This is a genomic window from Clostridium sp. AF19-22AC, from assembly GCF_003479085.1.
Taxonomy (GTDB): domain Bacteria; phylum Bacillota; class Clostridia; order Lachnospirales; family Lachnospiraceae; genus Faecalicatena_A; species Faecalicatena_A orotica.
Map to the genome: position 1 here is coordinate 104,724 of NZ_QUGN01000015.1, position 22,281 is coordinate 127,004.

The 22,281-nt window shown below is 42.5% G+C and carries 16 protein-coding genes; 14 read left to right on the forward strand and 2 right to left on the reverse strand.

Annotated features, from left to right (window positions below):
* The first annotated feature begins 6 nt into the window (after positions 1-6).
* The 7 genes from DWX43_RS17175 (at position 7) to DWX43_RS17205 (ending at position 9,114) form a co-directional block, all read left to right on the forward strand.
* A complete protein-coding gene (locus DWX43_RS17175) occupies positions 7-1,755 on the forward strand; it encodes a tyrosine-type recombinase/integrase (RefSeq protein ID WP_118621192.1) in 1,749 nt (582 codons plus the stop codon).
* Positions 1,745-3,262 carry a tyrosine-type recombinase/integrase gene (locus DWX43_RS17180; protein ID WP_118621193.1) on the forward strand — a complete coding sequence of 506 codons (1,518 nt, stop codon included), beginning with the start codon at positions 1,745-1,747 and terminating at the stop codon, positions 3,260-3,262. The genes DWX43_RS17175 and DWX43_RS17180 overlap by 11 nt, the downstream gene beginning before the upstream one ends.
* Positions 3,228-3,611, forward strand: coding sequence for a DUF6262 family protein (locus DWX43_RS17185; protein WP_118621216.1), 384 nt, complete (start codon positions 3,228-3,230; stop codon positions 3,609-3,611). The genes DWX43_RS17180 and DWX43_RS17185 overlap by 35 nt, the downstream gene beginning before the upstream one ends.
* A gap of 149 nt (positions 3,612-3,760) precedes the next feature.
* Positions 3,761-5,431: a hypothetical protein gene (locus DWX43_RS17190; RefSeq protein ID WP_243099369.1), complete on the forward strand. Its 1,671-nt coding sequence runs from the start codon at positions 3,761-3,763 to the stop codon at positions 5,429-5,431.
* Positions 5,432-5,758: 327 nt separating this feature from the next.
* A complete protein-coding gene (locus DWX43_RS17195) occupies positions 5,759-6,247 on the forward strand; it encodes an AAA family ATPase (RefSeq protein WP_243099371.1) in 489 nt (162 codons plus the stop codon).
* Positions 6,234-7,427 carry an ABC transporter permease subunit gene (locus DWX43_RS17200; protein ID WP_118621194.1) on the forward strand — a complete coding sequence of 398 codons (1,194 nt, stop codon included), beginning with the start codon at positions 6,234-6,236 and terminating at the stop codon, positions 7,425-7,427. Before DWX43_RS17195 ends, DWX43_RS17200 begins: the two co-directional genes overlap by 14 nt.
* Positions 7,428-7,644: 217 nt before the next feature.
* Entirely contained in the window at positions 7,645-9,114 is a 1,470-nt protein-coding gene (locus DWX43_RS17205; RefSeq protein ID WP_118621195.1) for an MFS transporter, read from the forward strand.
* A gap of 17 nt (positions 9,115-9,131) precedes the next feature.
* Here the strand turns inward: DWX43_RS17205 and DWX43_RS17210 are convergent, their stop codons facing one another.
* A complete protein-coding gene (locus DWX43_RS17210; protein ID WP_109731685.1) occupies positions 9,132-10,343 on the reverse strand; it encodes an AraC family transcriptional regulator in 1,212 nt (403 codons plus the stop codon).
* Positions 10,344-10,463: 120 nt separating this feature from the next.
* Between DWX43_RS17210 and DWX43_RS17215 the strand changes: the two genes are divergently transcribed.
* Genes DWX43_RS17215 through DWX43_RS17225 form a run of 3 tightly spaced genes read left to right on the forward strand, consistent with a single transcriptional unit; the run spans position 10,464 to position 15,469 of the window.
* Positions 10,464-11,900, forward strand: coding sequence for an MATE family efflux transporter (locus tag DWX43_RS17215; RefSeq protein WP_118621196.1), 1,437 nt, complete (start codon positions 10,464-10,466; stop codon positions 11,898-11,900).
* A 35-nt stretch (positions 11,901-11,935) separates the two neighbouring features.
* A complete protein-coding gene (locus DWX43_RS17220; RefSeq protein WP_118621197.1) occupies positions 11,936-12,784 on the forward strand; it encodes a TIM barrel protein in 849 nt (282 codons plus the stop codon).
* Between the two features lie 33 nt (positions 12,785-12,817).
* Positions 12,818-15,469, forward strand: coding sequence for a hypothetical protein (locus DWX43_RS17225; RefSeq protein ID WP_118621198.1), 2,652 nt, complete (start codon positions 12,818-12,820; stop codon positions 15,467-15,469).
* A 78-nt stretch (positions 15,470-15,547) separates the two neighbouring features.
* Here the strand turns inward: DWX43_RS17225 and DWX43_RS17230 are convergent, their stop codons facing one another.
* Positions 15,548-16,441 carry a hypothetical protein gene (locus DWX43_RS17230; protein ID WP_118621199.1) on the reverse strand — a complete coding sequence of 298 codons (894 nt, stop codon included), beginning with the start codon at positions 16,439-16,441 and terminating at the stop codon, positions 15,548-15,550.
* 524 nt (positions 16,442-16,965) lie between these two features.
* Between DWX43_RS17230 and DWX43_RS17240 the strand changes: the two genes are divergently transcribed.
* The 4 genes from DWX43_RS17240 to DWX43_RS17255 are packed head-to-tail and all read left to right on the forward strand — an operon-like array spanning position 16,966 to position 22,164.
* The gene (locus DWX43_RS17240; RefSeq protein ID WP_118621201.1) at positions 16,966-18,030 is read left to right on the forward strand and encodes a substrate-binding domain-containing protein; all 1,065 of its coding nucleotides are present in this window, start codon (positions 16,966-16,968) and stop codon (positions 18,028-18,030) included.
* Positions 18,023-19,519, forward strand: a complete 1,497-nt coding sequence (locus DWX43_RS17245) for a histidine kinase (protein WP_182440749.1) — start codon at positions 18,023-18,025, stop codon at positions 19,517-19,519. The genes DWX43_RS17240 and DWX43_RS17245 overlap by 8 nt, the downstream gene beginning before the upstream one ends.
* Positions 19,512-21,116 (forward strand): response regulator, encoded by a 1,605-nt coding sequence (locus DWX43_RS17250; RefSeq protein ID WP_109731696.1) that lies wholly within the window; start codon positions 19,512-19,514, stop codon positions 21,114-21,116. The genes DWX43_RS17245 and DWX43_RS17250 overlap by 8 nt, the downstream gene beginning before the upstream one ends.
* Positions 21,109-22,164, forward strand: a complete 1,056-nt coding sequence (locus tag DWX43_RS17255; protein WP_118621203.1) for a substrate-binding domain-containing protein — start codon at positions 21,109-21,111, stop codon at positions 22,162-22,164. The genes DWX43_RS17250 and DWX43_RS17255 overlap by 8 nt, the downstream gene beginning before the upstream one ends.
* The last annotated feature ends 117 nt before the right edge of the window (positions 22,165-22,281 follow it).

The window sequence follows — 22,281 nt, forward strand, 5'->3', positions numbered from 1 at the left end:
TGACAGATGCCCGCCTATCAAATACAGCGGGTGGAGCCGCAGAAATTATCTCAGGAAGAGTGGCAGGAGGCAGAAAGTCGGATTGCCGAAGAAATCAATTCTTGTACCAAAGTCGGAAGTACATATCGAAATAAAATGATAAAATTTTTGGCGAAGAATAAAATATGGGATCTAGCGGACATTGACTATGAAGTTCGATGCAAATATGAGGAATCTTTGAAGGAAGATATAGGCAATAATGCACGCTGTAATTATATGTTAGGTTTTGACAGAATCAAGCTGCATTTTATAGATAGTCAGGCCCGGACATTAAGTGGAAGGCAGAATAGGCGGCGATACCAGAATCAACAGCTGTTTCTCCCGTATCATCCAGATCCAGATATTGCAGGAAAATTCTTGAAAAGCAGAAATAAGGAAAAACTGTTATGGGATTTCAAGAGAGAAACATCTGAAATTCTAAAAAAACAAATTTTTAAGATCCTTCATGAAATACTTCAGGGAAATGATTGCATGAATATCATAAACCAGAAACTAAATGCGTTAAAAGCCCTATACGATTTTTGCGTGGAACAGGAAATAACAGACCTTGAATATATAGAGGCCAAGCAGATAGAAGCATTTGACAGACACTGTAAAATGGCTGAGAAGAAAGTGGGAAATATTCTAGATATCAGTAGAAGAATCATTTTCTTAGACTCTGTACAGATCAACTGGAAGGCGAATGTTTGGTATATGGAACGATTCCATTTTGAAAGTACAAGGGTAAATCCAGCTGCCCCGGTAAAAGCTATCTCTTTTCTGAAAGTAACCCAAAAAAGAAACAGGGAACTTCTGCAGCAGTATATGAAATATTGTCTTGGAACGACAAATTTAACAATCAACAATATACGTGCAGAATTTGATATGGTCCGAAGTTTTTTAGAAAAAATGCAGGAATATACGCAAGAGGATATCTGCGTGGCAGAAAAGGTTCATATAGAAAGATATTTTCACTATTTGGAAAAAAGTGAGATTCAGCCGGCTACCTATAATAAAAAAATTATTAGTATTTTACATTTTTTTGATTATTTGAAAGTTCGGGGTTACATAGAGAAAATACCATTCCAAGAACAGTATTATTTGAAAAAGGTTGTACTTAAACACCACGACAGAAGCGTAGTACGTCAGGTATATATGGAAATTATGCAGAAACTTAACTGTTTCCCAGAAGATTTGCGGCTGATGTTTTTACATCAGTGGGCAATAGGACTCCGGGCAAGTGAGGTGTGTACTTTGAAAGGGGATGCCTACTATATACAGGGGAGGGATGCATGGATTCAGGTATATCAGATAAAAATGAAGAACTATAAACGAATCCCGATTCCGATGATCTTGTATAAACTCATGAAAGTATATCTTGATAAATATGAAATTGCACCAGATGAGTATATTTTTAAAAATGCAAAAGGTGGGGCTTATCTATATACAACATATAAAAGCCGAATGCTGAAGTATTGCAAAGAGAGCAATATTGCGAACGGGGAGTATATGTTTCAATCACATGATTATAGGCATACATTGGCAACCTTCTTTTATGATCAGGGAATATCCATACAAGGAATCCGGGATTATCTTGGGCATACCTATGAAGAGATGACGGAACAATATATAGATTTTATGCCAAAAAAAGTCAGAAAAGCCAATGAAGCGTATTTTAGCAAAAAGGAAAACAGCCTTGCAAGTGGGATTGAGAAAAGGAGCAGAAATGGAAAATAAATTATATTTTCGAGATTTTCCATGTTATGATAGTGCATCGGAAAAATGCAGAAACAGGATAGGGAAAAACCCATCTTATAATTTGGAATTGCTTTCCGAACCACGTATGAGAGATGAGGCGAAAGCATTTATAGAATATCGGAGCAGGAGTCTGTCTTTAGAGACAATGTATAAAAATCGGCGCTTTTATAATAGTATATGCAAATTTATAAGGGAAAAAGGGAAAGGCATTTGTAGCTTTCAGGAAATGGAACTGGATATATGGGTGAAAAAGTTCAGGGGCTGGATGTTGAAAAATGGTCTTAAGCTGACAGAGGAAAGTCATAATCAAAGCGGTAATACGTCATATGGAAAAGCAAAGATGATCCTATATTTTGAGAATCTTCTGAAATATAGCAGGAAGGATGATACCCGGGAGGAGACCGAAAAGGATATATGGGAATTAGATAAACTGGGGATAGAAATACAGAAGAATCCAATTGTAAATTTTAAAACATTGAATTTCACAAAAATATATCAGTTAGACATACGGGAAGAAGTTAAAAAAGCGGTGTATCTGCATCTGCGCTCCGAGGCAGTGGCAAGTGTTATTATGGAACTTACAGCAGTGCGCAGATTATCAGGATTTTTGAAAGAAAGATATCCGCAAATAATAACTTGTGAGGAACTGACCAGAGAAATATTTGAAGAATATTTGACTTTCCTGAAAACAGAGACACCTTCTACTACCCACTTACATACGGATTTAAATAGGTTAAGGGCAGTTTTAGAAACTATAGGAAAGATATATCAGTATTCTCAGCTGGATGGGATGATCTTGACAAGAGATATTCCACCAACATCGAAAGCAGAATTTAGGACCTATTCTGATGCAGAAATGAGAAGAATCAATGCCTGCATCACAAAGCAGCAGGTGCAGATTGCAAGAATTATGCTCATCCATCAGATGTTGGGAACCAGAATATCGGATACATTAACATTGTCAATAGACTGCCTATATGAGAAAAATGGGGAGACAATCATCAGGATTAAGCAGATGAAAACACATGTATTCGAAAAACCGGTCAGTAAGGAGTTGGCAATGCTGATTCAGGCAGCGATAGATGAGACCAGAAAAAAATATGGTGAAACAAAATATATATTTGTAAACGAGAAAGACATTGCGCGTCCCATGCAGTATAAAACAATCAGGTATAAAGTGGTGAAAATGATACAGGATGAGGATCTACGTGATGATAATGGAATCCAGTTTGGGTTTGGAAGCCATATGTACCGGCATTATTATGGAGTAAAGTTGACCGAGATGCATCTGGATGATTGGACGATAGCTAAGCTCCTTGGACATAGCAGTGTTCGGAATGTGCAGTATTACCGCAAAATGAGCAACCAGCTGCTTGCGGATGAGACAAGAGCCGTCAGGAACCTTTTATCGGAAATGATAGCAGAGAATTTAGATGGATGGGGTGAAGAATATGAGCAAATACGACAAGATGATAGCATTAAATAAAAAGGCAAGTGATGAAAAGGTTAGCACTGCCCAAAAAGCTATTCATAAAATGCTTAATGAAGGGGAAAGGGTAACCGTCCCAAAACTGATGCAAAAAACAGGGTTGTCCAGAGGATTCTTTTATAAAAACATGACTGTACGGCGCGAGGTAGACAGAGCGATGGAGCAGCAGGCAGGAATGGTAGATCCGAAGAGGTATATTGGGGATATGGCACTTAGGAGCCGGATCGGATTGCTGGAGCAGGAAAAAAGGGAACTGCAGCGGACAGTGGCAGAGCTGGAGAAAGATAAGAAACGATTGGAAAAAGCGTTGAACCGGAAAGATTTGGATTTGCTGAAGAATTTTTGAGAGTGAAAACAATCTGGAACTGGCAGGGCATGCGGGAGGCATGCCTGTTGGTTGTGGTGGAGATAGAATAAAGGCATTCATGGTATAGTATTGCTTAATGTTACATTCGGGGATACAATGATTGTAAAAATCAAAGAGGTGACAAAATATTGGATGACAGAGTAAATGCTATAGAAAACAAAATTGATGATTGGATGTATGAAAACCTAAATCCTGATATTCCACGATATAAATATATTTATCATTGTAACTTAGCATACATAGACATTATGGTTGAAAGTAAAATGCTTTTTAGTCCATTTGAACGGCATTATCTTTTTTCTTTGAATTACAATACCCATATTGCGTATATGAAATTAAACGAAGAGGATGAATTTGACTATATATTTGATCATAATGTATATTTACAGGCATTTGACATGATTTTGTTAGGAATGGAATACTCTATGCTATGCGATGTATTTCCCTTGTTACATTCTGATGAAGCAGTTATGTCAATAAAAGATAATGATATATATTTTGATTTTGAGGAAATGCCCAAAAGGCATTATAAATTTATCAATGATTTTAGTATGAGAAAACTATTGAGTTATACATTGCAGATGGCTAATGGGAGATGCGAGAAGAAAAGTTATGATGATGAAGAAATCGCCATGAAACTGGCTGACCTATATATGCATTTTTGGAATGAAAATATGTTGCCTAGTGATTATGAACCTTATACGGGAATGGATTGGGGTGGTATTAGTTTTTTCTTGATTCTAGCAGCCATGCGAAGATTTAACAAACTATACAAGAAAGATTTTGATATTGTGTCTTTGGATTCTCAGAAGATGATGATACTTATGTCGCCAAATGGAGTTCGGAAGATGAGAACATTTGTACCTTCAGAAGATGATGATATGTATGAATTGGCATTAAAAGATCATGTATATCAACCAAAGGGAAAAGGCTTATTTCCTAAAGCCAATATAACAGATGCACCATTAATCAGAACAAAAGACGGTTATATTTTTGCTAATTCATTAGTGGTTCTATTTAATGATTCTTTAGAAACACAATTTTTGAATTATTTGCGAAGATGTGATAATCCAAGATATCTGAGAATAAAAGATAAAATAAAAGAGCGAGTTATACCGCTAATTCAAGAGATGGTAAAATATAAATTCTCAAATATACAGTCTATTGTTAATTTTAATGTTAGGATGCTAACCCATAAAAAGAATAAAAGGGAATGCGATTTGCTTTTGGTTGACAATACTGGGGTTGCACTATATTTAGAAATAAAACACTTTTATAATCCGCAGTCTTATGGAGAAATAAAAGTACTTGATAAAGAATTAAAAAAAGCGTTAAATAAAATGCCTGATCAACTGGAAGCAATTAAAGTGAATTGGGAGATGTTAAAGAAACAACACGGTATTTTATGGGATTTAAAAGAATTATATGGTGTCATTGTTTCACATCGTTATACTGGTTATAACGTAGATGTTCGACCAGAAACGCCAATTGTTAATTATTCTGATTTGTTTGAGAGTATTGCAGAATCCAGTTGTCTTAAAGAAATTTATCTAGGGTGCAGAGAAATTGATGAATTATATCCTAAAATCACTTTTATACAAAAAGAAATTCCAATAGATTTTGCCGGATATACATTTCACTTGTATGGAGAGGCCTTAGATCCAGTATGCGAGATTATTGTTGGTCAATCTTACAAAAAACAAATTTATAGAAGCTTAACATCAACATCGCCAACATCTTACAAAAATGTACAAGAATTAGCCCGTGCATATGTAGATGAAATAGAAAAAAACAAATGAAAAATAATTATCAGATAAATAATTAAAAGTGTTGAAGAGGGAGTAAGCCGTTCGACGATATATACAGAACGATTGTTTGTATACCGCTGGGTTCAGCATTTTCGGGTAACAGAGTGTCTCTATATTTTATCTATATAAATGATGGACCACATCTTTTTGGTAGAGGGACAGGAAATATTGAAATGTTTATAAGCTAACAAAGATTTCTTGAGATATGGCGGGATGGATTAAAAGTACTGGATAGTGGACTTTTGATTCATCCTGCTTTTATCTTCTGAGGCTCTATAGTTTACACACAATACACCCGTTTGTATCTCGTTAAGCCCAGTGTTTTCAAGGCATACCAGAGGGGTACCCCATTTTATCGATGAACCAACCACCGGGCTTGATCCCCTGATGCGGGAGGCGTTTCTGGAACTGATTCGTGAAGAGAAGCAAAAAGGCCATACTATTTTTATGTCCAGCCATATTTTTGAGGAGATTGAATCCGTATGCGACAGAGTTGCAATGATAAAGGACGGACATCTCATTGCGACCACCTCATTATATGATTTACGCCATCCGGCCATGAAAGATTTTATCATAGAATTTGAGCAAATACCGCAGAAACAGCAGTTTATCGAAACGGCTCCGTTTTCAGCCGTTGGCACAGATGCAAATGCCTGCACCGTTCAATGTCATGTTGAACAATTGGACACTTTATTCAATATGCTCAAAAACTACCAGATTATCAATTTACAGGAAATTCACCTCTCACTGCAGCAGCAGTTTATGAGAGCATACAAGGAGGGACTGACTCAAAATGGAAACAAATAAAAAAACAGCTCGATTCTTTTCAAAGCCCTTAATGGGGCAGACCATCAAGGCCAACTGGGGATTATGCGTCGCCATCCTGCTTATCATGATACTTCTCGGGAATGTCATGAACTATGCTATGAGCATGATGGCAACAGAAAAATCCGATGTCGATGTCACAGAATATCAGGAAAACTTTTATACTTACCTCGGAGCGCTGGCAGCCTATGACACAATGACGCAGCAGGAGCTGTCTTACGATGATTTTATAAGCGGTGACAATGAAACTGCATATGAGACGGCTTTTGAGATGCTGAATGCACAGGCTGACATGGATCTCAGCACGAAAGGTTTTCAGAAAGCCATTGATGGACTGTCACAGTCTGATATCAGCCTTGAAAAATATGTGAAGCAATTTGAATATGTATATGCCTTAAATCAAACGAATGGCGTGTTTGATAAGGAAGAACTGACGATTTCAGAAATGCTTACCGTCACACTCGACATGATGGGTGTTTCTTCGGATATGGTTGAAAAAATGAGCGAAATGAACCCGGCATCCATGATGAATCAGATGTATTACACGGCTATGGGCCTGCTTCCAATTTTTATTCTTATCGTTATTCTGGCTAACTCCCTGATTTCAAGTCAGGTCGACCGCGGCTCTATGGCCTATGTCCTGTCTACACCGACCAAACGCTCGGCAGTAGCCATCACACAAATGGTATTTATGATTATTGTACCGCTTTTGATAATCGCCATTGTATGTGCAACAAGAATAGGAACCACATACTTATTCTACGACGAAGTAAATGTACCTGGAATTCTTGCCCTGTTCGGCGGAATGTATATTCTGGTTGAAGCAGTATGCGGACTGTGTTATATGGGAAGCTGCATCTTCTCCCAGAGCAGGAAGTCAATGGCCTTTGGCGGCGGCCTTGCCGTCTGGTTCTTCCTTGCATCTATGATCGGCCTGTTTGGTTCCGAAAACATGGTCAATACCGGCATGGGTGTCGAAGAACTCCGCATATTTAATAAACTGACTCTGGTCGGCCTGTATGACGTGGATGCCCTGTCAACCGTCGGAACCGGCAGCGTGGATACAGCCTTTGTATGGAAGCTTTTGATTTTACTTGCTGTCGCAATTGTCACTTATGCAATTGGAGCAGTCAGATTTTCAAAGAAGGATTTACCGCTGTAAGAGAGCATGGTATCCCCATAATCTCGTGTGACTCATCCGCATGTTTCCGACCAGCAAGGTCACGAAACATGTGGATTATTTATTTTAATAACATTTCTCTAATTTCCAAACATTTCTGCGAATTTCTAAACTGCATCTTTTCCATATCTCGGTTATAGTAAGTTCATAACATATCTGATTACAGACACGAACAAAGGAAACGGAGGATTTATTTATCATGGCAAAGAAAGAAAAACTTACGCAGAGTGAGATTGACGGTGTACAGTACCGGCGGGCAAAGCTCTGGCAGATTATTTTAGTTGCATGCAATGCATTTATCGGAATGAGCATGTACTCACTCATCGGGCTGGCAAGCTACACGGCAAGTATCGGCTTCGGCATCAGCACTGCTGTTGTGGGCGTTATCCTGACATGGACACGTATCCTTGACGGAATAACCGACCCGCTCCTTGCATTTATCTATGACAAAGTCAACACACGGTTTGGCAAAATAAGGATTCTAATAATAATTGGTTTTGTTATTGAAGCGCTTGCCCTAATGACCATGTACAACTGGGGCGCCGGAAAAGGCCTTGGAATTGTCGCGTTTACCCTGTGCTACATTGTATACATCATTGGCTACACAATTGCCAATATGACTGCACTCACCATCAACCCCTTAATCAGCAATGACCCGAAACAGCGCCCCACGGTCAGTGTCTGGTCAACGGCATTGAATTACCTTCTTCCAATGGTACTGAGTATTGTGTTAAACGTGGTCCTTCTCCCGAAGTTCGGCGGTACATATAATCTCGGGTTTTTAGCAAGTGCCTGTAAGCTTTGCCTGGCAGTTGCCGCAGTCGGTGTCGTTCTCGTATGCATCGGTGTTTCTGAATATGATAAACCGGAAAACTTTACCGGCCTCATGAAGAAAAAAGAGAGCCTTAAGCTCAAAGACATGATTGAAATCCTGAAAAATAACCGTCCGCTGCAGTGCTACATCATATCTTCGGCTTCTGACAAGATTGCCCAGCAGACAACTTCTCAGGCAATCATAACAACTATGCTGAACGGAATTATTATCGGAAATATGGGGCTTGCAACAATACTCAGTGTAATCGGGATGCTTCCTTCCCTTCTTTTTGCCGTCGTAGGGGCCAGATATGCAGGAAAACACGGCAGCCAGATTACCATCGTAAGCTGGACCCGGATTTGTATCGTGATCAGTGTGGTCATGTGGGGATTCTTCATTGTGATTGACCCGAAAAAAATCGCCGACATGGGTATTTTCATGATCCTCTATGTAATCCTGACTCTGGCAAAAAATGGTGCGAATATGTGTGTTACAACAGCGGGTACCTCATTTATGTCAGATATTATCGATTACGAAATGGACCGGAGCGGACGCTACGTTCCTGCGGTTGTCACAGGTATTTACAGCTTCATTGACAAAATTGTTTCTTCATTCTCTGCTGTCATTGCAACAGGCTGTGTTGCCCTGATTGGGTATACCTCCACTATGCCCCAGCCCGGAGATGCTTCAACACCACAGATTTTCTGGGTGACCACAATCATCATGTTCGGCCTGCCGATCCTTGGATGGATATTCACCCTGATTGCTATGAAATTCTGCCATTTAACGAAAGCAGATATGGTAGATATTCAAAAACGAATTACCGAAAAAAAGGCAGCCATCAAAGGTGAGTAGGAAAAACGGGAAGCCCCTCAAAGCTTCCCGTTTTTCCTGCGGTATTCACTCGGTGAAATGCCGACATGTCTTGTAAAACAAGTGTAGAAATAACTGCGGTTACTAAAGGAAAGGTTATCGCTGATCGTCTGGATACTGTCATTCGTTCCTGCCAGAAGCAGTTTTGCCTGTTCCAGCCGGTTCTGCAATATATAGTCATTCACACTGCATCCCATTTCCTTTTTAAATTTGTGGGAGAAATAATATTCTGAGTATCCTGTGTTGTGGGCGAGAACCTTTATGGAAAGAGGCTCTGTCAGATGGTTCTTGATATATTCACAGGCATTCTGGATCAGACCGGAGACAGATTCCTGTTCTTTCGCCTCACGCACCCGTGCCACAAAATCCTCCAGCATTTCCGAGCATAGATTTGTAGTGTCGGTTAAGGACTTACATTCCTCAATCCTTTTTGCATAGTAGTCATTTAAGTCATAAGCAATTGTGGGGGAAAGGCCGCCCTCTATGCATGCACGGGAACATAGAGTAAGCAAAACAAGACTGTTGTTCTTATGTGAGCGTATGGGATCCCCAAACTCTGCTTTGACTCCATAACTCAGCGACGAGGACTGTTGAAGGGCCTCCTTATAATGGGGGTCCCCTTCCGAAATCATTTTCAGAAGCTTCTGCTCATTCACCCAGATTCCTGTATGCGTGGAAGTGTCCGTGCGGACTGCAGTATCTTTATCTGATGCATAAGGATTAAGATACCTCACATCACCAGAAACAACTTTCTCATGGTTCAGGCAATAATGAAGCATGACCGCATACTGTGTTACGATATTGTTCGGGATGGACGGGATCTCTTCAAATGTTTTAAAAATAGTAAAACGCAGCTTTGCAGAGAGTTCATATGAATCGAGTCTTTTACGGATTTTCATATGCGAATCCCTGCCACTTAAAACCGGTCCGATAAAATAACATCTGTGAAGCTGCATATCCCTGAACTCGAATCCGGCAATCCATATCAGGTTATAGCCTGCCTCCAATATGACCGGCGACTGATTCCCATCACTGATGTGCTTCTGGATTAATTTGTGAAAACCAATGTAGGAAAAAAAGTCCCCCGAAAACAACTCCTTTGTCCAGTTAGAACTCAGGAGGTTCATGGACGAATCATATTCCCAGTGATATAAAGGGTAACTGCAATTAATCAATTCCTGAAAAAAGGATAGTTTTTGTTCCGTAGTCATAATTTGTCACCTTATATGTAATCAGTCTGTTTTTCAACTTTTATCATGATTATAATCAATTATGTTGAATAAATCAACAGATGTCTAAAAACATAAGCATATTATGGAGGTTCTTAAGATATGAATGAGCAGGTATTAAAAAGTCAGGAGCTGTTTCAGAATAAATCAGTATGGAAGGCAGTCTTTTCCCTGGCTGTGCCTTCCTGTATCACCATACTCATTATGGTATTTTACAACATGGCGGATATGTTTTTTATCGGACAGCTGGAAGATGCAGCCCAGGTGGCAGCGGTATCCGTAGTTGGGCCGGTATTTTCACTTGTAATGGCCGTGGCAACGATGATTGGCGTAGGCGGCTGTTCTGTCATTGCAGGTGCTTCCGGGGAAGGAGACATAGAAAAAGCAAAAATATGTTCAAGTGTATGTTGTCTGGCAACATTAATATTCGGTATAATCTGTCTGGCCGGAATTGCGGCAGGTGCAAAGCCTTTGCTGCATTTTCTTGGGGCAGGTGAAGAAATCATACCCTATGCAGAAACGTATATGAAGACCCTTACATTTGGTGTGCCATTTATGCTCTTTTCGACTGCTATGGCATGTATCCTCCGGGCAGACGGTGCGATTAAGGAAGGACTGCTTGGAAACATGGCGGGAACGGTACTGAATATTATTCTGGATCCCATACTTATTCTTGGGTTCCATATGGGTGTAAGCGGGGCGGCAGCCGCGACTGTAACCGGGAATTTGGTCAGCAGCATATTTTATATTTATTATATTATAAAAAAGGCAGATGTCTTAACCATTTCACCTATTTACGCCCGCAAAAATCCCAAAGTCATTTTTCATATTATGGCCGTGGGCCTTCCGAATGGGATCAGCGGACTGTTGTCCGGATTTGCCTCCACATTTGCCAACCAGCTCCTTGCCGGTTATGGAACCAATGCCATTGCTGCTATGGCGGCAGCGGGTAAAGCGACCATGATCATCGGCATGATCCAGATGGGAATCTGCATGGGTGTACAGCCACTGATGGCTTACAACTACGGATCAAACAATCTGGCCCGGTTAAAAGAAATCCTGCAAAAGGTGGGGCTACTTACATTTTTACTCGGCCTGTTTGCAGCTGCTGCAAGCTTTCTTGCCAGACATGAACTGATTGGACTGTTTCTAAAGAACACAGATGCAATAGCAATGGGAGAAAGCATGCTCCTGTTTTTGGTCATAGCAAGTCCAGTTGTCGGTTTTTATTACCTCAGCACCAGCTTTTTGCAGGCAGCCGGAAATGCAATGGCCGCCACAGGGGTTTCGCTTCTAAGACAGGGGGTTTTGTTGATTCCATCCCTATATTTCATGAACCGGATATTAGGCTTTACGGGGATCGCAGCAGCACATACCGTGGCAGACGGGGTGTCGGCAGGAATTGCATTTGGTATATGTCTCTGGCGGTACCATATGCTCATGAAAAAACAGGTAAAAAAGGACGATATTCCGGTAACTCCTTTAATTATTGAACATAATCCCGAGAAAAATAACACAGAAAAACACGCTCTATTATAAAATTCATATATACGAAGGGAGATGGACTATACAAAATGGCATTAAAAGCAGTTCAGCAGATTATGCTGGGAACGGTAACAAAAAATGAAAAGCAGGCAGCGGAGACATTAGATGTAGTCAGGAGAGCCGGATATGACGGAATCGAATTAAACGGGTTTATGATCCGTCCGACTTCTTTTCTCGTGCGGATGATGACCCAGATGGCAGGGATGCCCGTAGGAAAAGGCGGCGGCCTCGACTGGGCCAAATTAGTAAAGCAAGCCGGGCTGTCTGTTGTCAGCATACATGAAGATTTAGGAACGATAAAAAGAGAACCAGAAACTGTGATTGAGGAGGCAAAAAATTTCGGTACAGACAAGATTGTCATTACAGGCATGTACCGGTTTGACTATTCCGATAAAGAAGCTGCTCTTCATTTGACAGAAGATCTGAATCAGGCGGGAGAACGGCTAAAAAAGGATCATATTTCCCTTTTATACCATAACCACAATTGTGAATTCCGGAAAGTGGAGAATGGAAAAACGGCATTTGACTTAATTACGGAAGAAACAAATCCGGAATATGTGAATTTTGAATTCGATTCCTACTGGCCGGCGGAGGCCGGGGTTTCCCCAATTACGCTCATGGAAATGCTGGGAAACAGGATGAAACTGTACCATATAAATGACCGGGGTACGAGGGCACATGGCCCATCCATGACCCCGATCTTAAAATCCGACAGCATGGAACTGGGATATGGCAATCTGAATCTGGAGGAATTAATAGAACAGGCAAAAAAAGTAAATGTAGATGCCGTGATTTTAGAAAGCCACAAAAACTGGGTTGATAAATCACCTGTAAAGTCCCTGCAAGTCAGTGCGGAATTTTTAAAGATGCATTTATAATCATGTATTCTTCAAAGAAAGGTATAAGGATCTATGAATCAGACTATCGAAAAAATATTAAATGGAAACTGGGATAACCATATCCTGCCCTTTTTCTGGCAGCACGGGGAATCAGAAAGTACAATACGCGAAATGATGGCGGCCATACACGGGGCAAACTGCGGGGCAGTCTGCATAGAGAGCAGGCCCCACCCTGATTTCTGCGGCCCGAAATGGTGGCAGGACATGGATATCATTCTGGATGAGGCGCGCAAACGGAATATGAAAGTGTGGATACTGGATGACAGCCATTTCCCCACCGGGTTTGCCAACGGCGCTGTACTTCAGGCCGTGGATGGATTGTGCAAACAGAATCTATTCTGCAATACACTGGAACTAACGGGCAGCGCCGGAATACAGTGCATCCGATTGCGGGAACAGGGATTAATGGATGCACCGGAAAGAGAAAATGTCTCTGCAATGGAGGCGATGTATTTTAACCAGCCACCGGCAAGGGTATTCAGCCATGATACCGATATCATTCTGAGTGTCACTGCACGAATGGAAGACGGCACAATTCTTGACCTCACCGGACAGGCCCGAAAAGAAACTGTCACTTTTGAAAAGGCACCGGGCAGGTGCCGGTTAAGTGTTATCACAGCAAGTCATAACAGCGGGTATCATCGTGACTACATAAATGTCACGGAAAAGGACAGCTGCAAATTATTAATTGATACGGTATATGAAGCACACTACAAGCATTATGCCGCAGATTTCGGGAATACGATTGCTGGATTTTTCTCCGATGAGCCAGAATTGGGAAACGGTTTTTTATACAATAAAGAAAACCTGTTAGGGTGCCGTCAGGACCTGCCCTGGGGGAAAACCCTTCAGGAAAAAATTTCCGCCCGGCTGGGAACAGGATGGGAGCGGAAGCTTTCCGCACTTTGGAGTCAGGAAACGGATTCGGAGACATCACTGGTGCATTATGTGTATATGGATGAACTGACCAGCCTTGTCAGAGAAAGTTTCAGCTGGCAGATCGGAGACTGGTGCCGAAAACACCACGTGTCTTATATCGGGCATGTCATTGAAGACGACGGCCAGCACTGCAGGACCGGCTCCAGCCTCGGGCATTATTTCAGAGGCCTTGAGGGACAGGACATGGCAGGAATCGACGATATTGGCGGTCAGGTACTGCCGCAGGGAGAAGATGAGCCGAAAGTAAATCATATGCGTCAGCCGCGAAACGGAGAATTTTACCACTATGGCCTTGCCAAACTGGCACAGAGTGCGGCTGCAATCGAACCACTGAAAAAAGGAAATTCGATGTGTGAAATCTTTGGGAACTACGGATGGCAGGAAGGCGTAAAACTGGAAAAATATCTGGCAGACCACTTTTTAGTGCGGGGGATTAACTACTTCGTACCTCATGCGTTCAGCGGGAAGGACTTCCCGGACCCGGACTGCCCGCCGCATTTTTATGCACACGGACACAATCCACAGTACCGCCATTTCGGGGAACTGATGAATTACATGAATCGTGCAGCCACGATCACCAGCTCCGGGAAACATCAGGTACCGGCAGCTATCCTTTACCACGGGGAAGCCGAATGGTGTGATAAAGATGCCATGCCGTTTGAAAAAGCACTGCGCGTACTTTATGACCGCCAGATTGACTGCCATGTGATCCCCGCCGACGTTTTCGCAAAACCGGAATTTTACAAAGCCCGGACAGGGAACCCCTTTCTGGTAAACGGACAGGAATATCACATACTGATTGTTCCCGGATGCCGCCGGATTCCAGAAGCCGCAGCTCTGGGGCTGGCAGAACTGAAAAAGGCCGGGCTTTCTGTGATTTTTGCAGATAGAAAGCCAACAGCTCTTTGTGATAGTGAAGGCGGGCTGCCAGAAATTCTGCTGGAATGCCCTGAGGTACCTCTTGGCAGTCTCGCAGATGCCGTGTCTGCCCGCGAACTGCCTGCACCACTGTTGGAGCCGTCGAATGACAGAATCCGCATTCTGCATATTTTGGGGGACACTCCGGTTTTTATGCTCGTAAATGAGGGAACAGAAGTGTACGAAGGCACGATTTATCTGCCGGGAATCTATGGAGGTGCATATTTGTATGATGCATGGTCCAACCGCGCAGAAACTGCAGATGCAGCTGCGATGAACGGTGGCCTGAAAATCAATATAAAGCTAGTACCACTAAAAAGTTCTTTTATTGTATGCGGAGAGTACACCGGAAATTTATATGCTCCAACGGCTTCTTTGGGAAACGAAATTACTCTTGCAGATTGGAAACGTTCCACATGCGAGGGGGCATCCTATCCTGCATTCGGACCCGCCAAAGGACTTGTTTTGCCAGACAAGCTTGCTGAGGAACAGCCGGAATTCTCCGGGTTTGTAAGATACGAAACACATTTCAGCCTTGAAAAAAACAGTGCCTTAAAACTTATAATTACTGATGCAGCAGAGGGTGTAGAGGTATTTTTAAACGGAGTCAGCGCAGGGATTCAGATTGTACCAGACTATATCTATGAATTGTCCGGGAGAGAAGGGGAGAATACTTTGCGGATCGAAGTAGCTACCACGTTAGAACGGCAATGCTATCCACTACTGGAAGGATACCGGAAAATGCTGGCAGTTCCACCGGCTGGGGGAAGCGGCATCACAGGGGAAGTTCATTTATACCGGATATAAAAAGAGAAGGAAGTCCCCTCGCATCTATGTAGCAAAATACAGATGCGGGGAACTTCCTGCTATTAACACAATACTGCTTTAAGAGTCCTTCTTCAAAGAAGCGATTAGCTCCTGTATAGTCTCAACAGATTCCTCCAGTTCACCAGCAATTTCTTCCGGACTTTTTCCCTTGGACAGTTTCTTTTTTATGAGTTCAATTAACTTATCCTCTCGACCTTCCTCTCTGCCACGGCTCAGCCCTTCGGTATATGCCTCTTCACGCTGTACCTCAATGTCCATGTCATAATCATATTCGGCTATCAGCATATTGATCACCTCACTGCCTTTCTTTTTTAGATAATCTGCGAGAATACCGGAATCTATGCACTGCTCAATAGTATGTTTGAAGGCATCGCTGTCCCCTTTCGCCTGATAATCCCGTAAGATATCTACGAACTGCCCGTATTCCTTCAGAACCCTGCATTTTTCCAGAACCTTATGCTGCTGTGCCGGGTTGATATTGATCACTTTTACTTCCAGATCAAGCATAGGGGGACCATCCTGAACCATATAGGCATCTGAGAGTTTTAGGACCTTTTCTGTTACCCAGTCTTTCTCGCCGTTGTAGAACGTGTAGAATTCAGGTTTTGGCAGCTCTACCAGCCTTTTCTTATACCTGTCCCTGACCGGGACAATCTTCTCATACGCCCGCCCGATATACATCAGGCTCCGAAGCGGCATGTTCTCATTGATGGTAGACTGGTGTTCCCCGAACACCATGACCTTCCCGCCGACCCCAAAGGAGACATCATTCTTGAAGTTCAGATACAGGATATCGTCTACGCGTATCTTCTGTATCGAGGTTCCTTCGGGCAGCGGCTCATCATGCAACGCATTATATAAAGAGATATCATTCTCTTCCGCCAGTGCATCTTCGAAGAATAGGTCTACAAATAAGCTGTTCTTGTATTCTCTGTTTTCTTTTACTGTCATAAGCACCCTCCTTTGTGCTTGGTTCCGTTCACAGGAGAGGCTTGGTTTTTCTGGTAACTGTCTGTAGCTATTAAACAGTTACAATTTCCTTATACCTAGAGTATAAGAAATAAATCAAGTATAATCAAGCCCCTTCTTTCTATAAACGGAACGTATTTTAGTGTGAACTGTTTGGTAAAAACGGGGGAATATTCCCTTTTAGATGGTCTGTTTCCTGACCATTTGAATAAACGGATCCTTTTGTTTCATGGATAGACCTTCCATGAGCAGATTTAGAATAGCATACTGTAGATTAGATTACAATATATTTTCTTTGTATTGGCTTCAAAATTTTGTTTGTAACATGTGGATATCTGTTGGATAACTATGGGATAATCCATACAGCCCACCAATACCAATTCTATTTTTTTCCAATATTCTGCTGCACCAGTACAAAAAAATGCTATAATTGTATGAATTATTTGCCTGTGCAGGAAATCAGGAATTGATATAATAGAAGAAAAACCGTGGAAAAGGGACCCGAGATGAAAAAGTTTCAGAATAAGAATATAAAAATACATATCCTGGTCATCGCTATGCTCCTCCTTGTTACTGCCGTAATCGGCATAGCGGAGATAACGCTGAACGGAAAAATTTCTCTGGGAGATAATGGCACAGAGGAAGAAAAAAGTTACGATTACCATATTGCAATGATCGGCGGAAGCTCCTCCAAGGATGATTTCTGGAATTCTATCTATGAAGGAGCCAGAGCACAGGGCGAAAAGTACAGCATGTATGTAGAGAATTTTGGTGCGGGCCTATCCTCAGACTATAGCTGTAAGGAGCTGCTGCAAATGGCAATCGCCGCGAAAGTAGACGGGATTATTATCAGGGCGGACGGTTCTGAGGATACGAATAAGCTGATTCAGGAAGCAGCAGACGATGAAGTGCCGATACCTGTCATTACCATTCTGGAGGATAATCCAAACAGCAAGAGACTAAGCTTTGTAACCGCAAATGATTACCGGCTCGGTGAACTGTACGGTGAACGGGTAGTCAAGCTGATTGGCAAACAGGATCAGACAGTAGAGAAAGCATCAGACAGGGCTGTCAGGATTGCAGTCATGACCGGGCAGAAGGAAGAGGAGTCCACCCCCAACCTGCTCTATTCCGGCATCCGGGATTATGTAACTAAGAAAGTTCCAGGTGAAGAAATTGTCTGGTCCACATCGGCATCCGGCAGCGGCGGGGAATTCGAATCGGAAGAGACAATCCGGGATATCCTGCTTGGCGAAGAAGAACGCCCGGATATGATTGTCTGTCTGAATGCAGCGGATACCATAAGTGCATGCCAGTGCGTGATTGACTATAACCTGGTCGGGAAGGTTTCGATCATTGGTTATTATACATCCTCAGAAATACTCGATGGGATACAGAAAGGGATCATTGATTCCACAATTGTAATTGAAACAGAGGAAATCGGACGTGCAGGAATCGACGGTCTTAATGACTATTTCCAGAAAGGTTATGTAAGCGAATATCTGCAGGTAGATTCAAGGCTGATTACACAGGAAAATATTGATGACTATGCGGGGCAGGAAGATGAATAATAAAAGAGGCAGGAGATATAAATCAATCCGGATGAAGCTGCTGGAGATTTTTGTGCTTGTAGTGGCTGTAGTACTTATAGTAAACATCTATGTTTATTTCAGACTGAATAAAACAATCCGGGAAATAGACAGTGTATACAGCAGCAATATCCAGTTGAATGAACTATCCGAGACGCTGTTGAACCTGGAGGATATGCTTGGTCAATACCTGAATACAAAGAGCTCAGATTCCTTAGAAAGCTATTATCTGTATGAACAGGAATACCGTGATATGTTGGAGGAGCTGAATGAGGGGACCGTCAATAACCCAATCAGGCTGGCAGAGAAGAATATATTCAATATATCTATGACCTATTTGGATAAAACCACAGATGCAGTAACAGCAAAACGGGGACGGAATGTCACAAGATATAATGAATTATATCAGGAAGCAGAACAGTTATATGATTTTCTGCAGACGAGCATCCACAGCAATAATACAACTGTCTTTTTAAAGAATTCACAAAAGTATTCCCTTTTACGGACCTCTTTGAACTACGTGGTCATGATAAGCGTGGTACTTTTAGGCGCAGTAGCTGCCGTCGCGGCATTTTGGACGATAGTGATGACAAGGAGCATCACAAAGCCATTGGTAGAACTTGCAGATGCGGCAAATGAAATCGCCCGGGGCAATATGGAGGTCACCTTCCCGATTGTGGAGACAGGTGATGAAATCAGTACTGTTGCGAAGGCCTGCAATAAGATGCTTGACAGCATACGGGAATACATCCGGACTACGAAAGAGAATTACGAACGGGAAAACCGCCTGATTGAAAACGAACTGGTAATGAAAAATGATTTAAAAGAAGCCCAGCTAAAATACCTGCAGGCACAGATTAACCCACATTTTCTCTTCAACAGCCTGAATGCAGGGGCCCAGCTTGCCATGATGGAAGGGGCGGAGCAGACGTGTACTTTCATACAGAACATGGCTGATTTCTTCCGGTATAATGTCAGGATGATGGACAAGGATACCACATTGAAGGAAGAACTGGAACTGGCAGACAATTATGTATACATCCTGAATGTCAGATTTTCAGGAGAGATCCATTATAACAAGCAGATCGACGAACGGCTGCTTGATGTATCTATGCCAAGCATGATTCTCCAGCCTGTAATAGAAAATTCTGTAAATCATGGAATCCGGGGCATGGAAGGGGACGGCGAAATCTCTCTTTTTGTCTATAGCGACGGTGACCATATTTATATTAAAGTGACGGATAATGGGACGGGAATTGAACCGGAGAAGGCAGAGAAAATCATGAACGGAGAAAGTGCACACAGCCAGCAGGAGAGGGATTCGGCAGGTATCGGCCTGGACAATGTAATCAACCGCCTGCGCAGGTACTATAATACTCAGGATGTGTTTTACATAGGACCCGGCAGACAGGGCGGAACAGAAACGGTAATATCAATTCCTAGAGAAAGAGGGGGAAATATGGATGGCTAAGATACTAATCTGTGACGATGAGGGGATTGTGCAGGAATCCTTAAAGTTTATGATACGCAAAGGATTTGGAAACGAATGTGAGATCGAATCTGCGAAAAATGGCAGAACAGCAATAGAACTAGCAGAATCCTTTCGCCCGGATGTTATCTTCATGGACATCCAGATGCCCGGTATCAACGGGATTGAAGCAATGCAGGAGATACGAAAGGAAAATAAAAATGTTATTTTTATCGTCATTACTGCTTACGATAAATTCGAATATTCACAGCGGTCCATAGATGTCGGGGTAATGGCATATCTGACAAAGCCGATCGGAAAAGATACCGTGATTGACGTCCTGAGAAAAGCTCTTGCAAAAGTAAAGGAACGGAAAGAAAAGGCCAGATATGACCTGAAAGTAAAAGAAAAACTGGAAGCAGTTGTCCCCATGATTGAAAGCGGATTTATCTACAGCGTGCTGCTGGAAGAGGCCGGAGAGGAAGAACAGGCCACATACAGAGGACTCTTGGATATTGAAACAGCTTACAGCTACGCACTGGTGATTGAATGCGGGGATGAGCTGCGTAAAGGGGTCCTGTCAAACACAGTAGGTGCAGGCATCCGGCTTCAGAAGCATTATCTAATCTTCCGGGAAATCATCAAAGAAATGACAGGCGGGATTGTCGGCGCCCTCATGGCCAACAAGGTCATTGTACTTGTACCATGTAATGAAGAGGAGGAGTCCTATGAAGAGCGGGTAGCAAAAATTGATAATATCCGTTCCCTGCTCCGCAAACTTGAGCAGCAGACCGAGCTGAAATTTAAAGCGGGAATTGGTCTGGTGAAACAGTGGGGGGCAGCTACTGAATCTTACAAAGAGGCCTTGGAGGCGGTACGCCAGGGTGTCGGGAAAGTTACACATGCAAAAGATCTGTCCGTCGGCTGCATTTACGAAGATAATTACCCGAGCGAGCTCGAAAAAGAGTTATTTGCCTCAATTTCCAGAGGAGATGAACAGAATATGCGTAAATGTGCAATTGAGTTCATGGAATGGCTGCGTGAAACGACAAAGGAGCTGAACAATGTAGCAAGGCTCAAGGTCATGGAATTTGTTTTATTTGCGGAGCAGACTGCATATTTGCAGGGCGCAATTGTTTACCGCCTTGAGGATAGGAAGGAATATCTGGATATTGTAATGGCCCTGCAGAACTATGATGAGCTGAAGGTATGGTTTGTCGAAAAAATGTCTGCCGCATGCCGGCACGTAGCCATGAAGCAGCAGGAAAAGACAGATAATGTAGTAGAAAAAGCGCTCTCTTATATCGCATCTCATTTTTCCAGTGACTTATCTCTGGAGACAGTGGCGCAGCAGGTCAATATAAGCCCTTATTATCTCAGCAAACTTTTCAAAGAAGCTGAGGGCGTCAATTACATAGAATATGTAACGAAGCTTCGGATTGAATATGCAAAAAACGAGCTGGGCTACAGCCAGAAAAGTATCAAGGAAATCTGCCATGAATCCGGCTATAGTGATCCTAATTATTTTAGCCGTATCTTTAAAAAATGGACAGGGCTGACACCGACTGAGTACCGGGAAGGGGGAAGGACAGATGTATAAAAAGAAATGGCGGCTCCTTAGTATCTGTCTGGCAGCAGCTATGCTGCTGGCATCCTGCAATACGGCAGAAAAACAGGGAGATAAGAAAGAAGATCAAAAAAGTAAGGAGCTGAAAATCGGGATTACCTTTGACACTTTTGTGTTGGAAAGATGGATCAGGGACCGGGAAATTTTTGTAAACACAGCTAAGAAGCTGGGAGCACAGGTAGACGTGCAGAATGCAAATGGAGATGTCAAGAAACAGGAACGGCAGATCAGGCAGTTTATTGAAGAAGGCGTCGATACGATTGTTGTAATCCCGGTGGACTGTTACACACTGTCAGAAGTTATCACGCAGGCAAGAGAAAAGGGGATAGATGTGATCTCTTATGACCGGCTGCTGCAGAGCACTGGCGCAGATTTATATGTTACAGTAGACAGCGGGAAGGTTGGAAGGCTTATGGCAGATACGATGATGGAAAAACTCCCTGATGGCGGAGATGTCGTGCTGATCAGCGGACCAAAAGCAGATACAAACAGCATGGATGTCCTGAATGGTTTTAAGGCAGAAATAGAGGGCAGTAAACTAAACATTGTCAGTGAGACCAACGCCAAATCCTGGGCGCCGGAAAATGGATTTCAGGCGGTTACGGAAGCATTTCAGGATATCCGCGAATTTGATGCAGTCATGTGCGGCAATGACGGACTGGCCGGATATGCAATCAAAGCATTGAGTGAGCGCCAGATGGCAGGCAAGGTTATCGTTACCGGTCAGGATGCAGATCTGGATGCGTGCCAGAGGATTGTAGAAGGTACACAGACAATGACCGTGTATAAGCCAATTGAAGAACTGGCCAGAATCGCTGCCGAATGCGCAGTGAAGCTGGCAAAAGGGGAAAGTCTGGTCGGGGATCTAATTGGAAGGTCCGAGTATAAGGTAAATAAAAATGGCGACCAGGTACCCTATTATGGTCTGGACCCGGTAGCGGTAACTGCTGACAATATGGATGAGGTTATCATAGATTCCGGCTTCCATCCAAGAAGCGATGTTTATCTCAATGTAGAGTAAACCGGATCTGAACAGGAAGAAGACTTTTTAATGATAGCACTGGCAAAAAGAGACTGGCAAAAAAATGCTGGTCTCTTTTTTTGCTGTCTCATCAGGTAAATATGTGCAGATAATAAC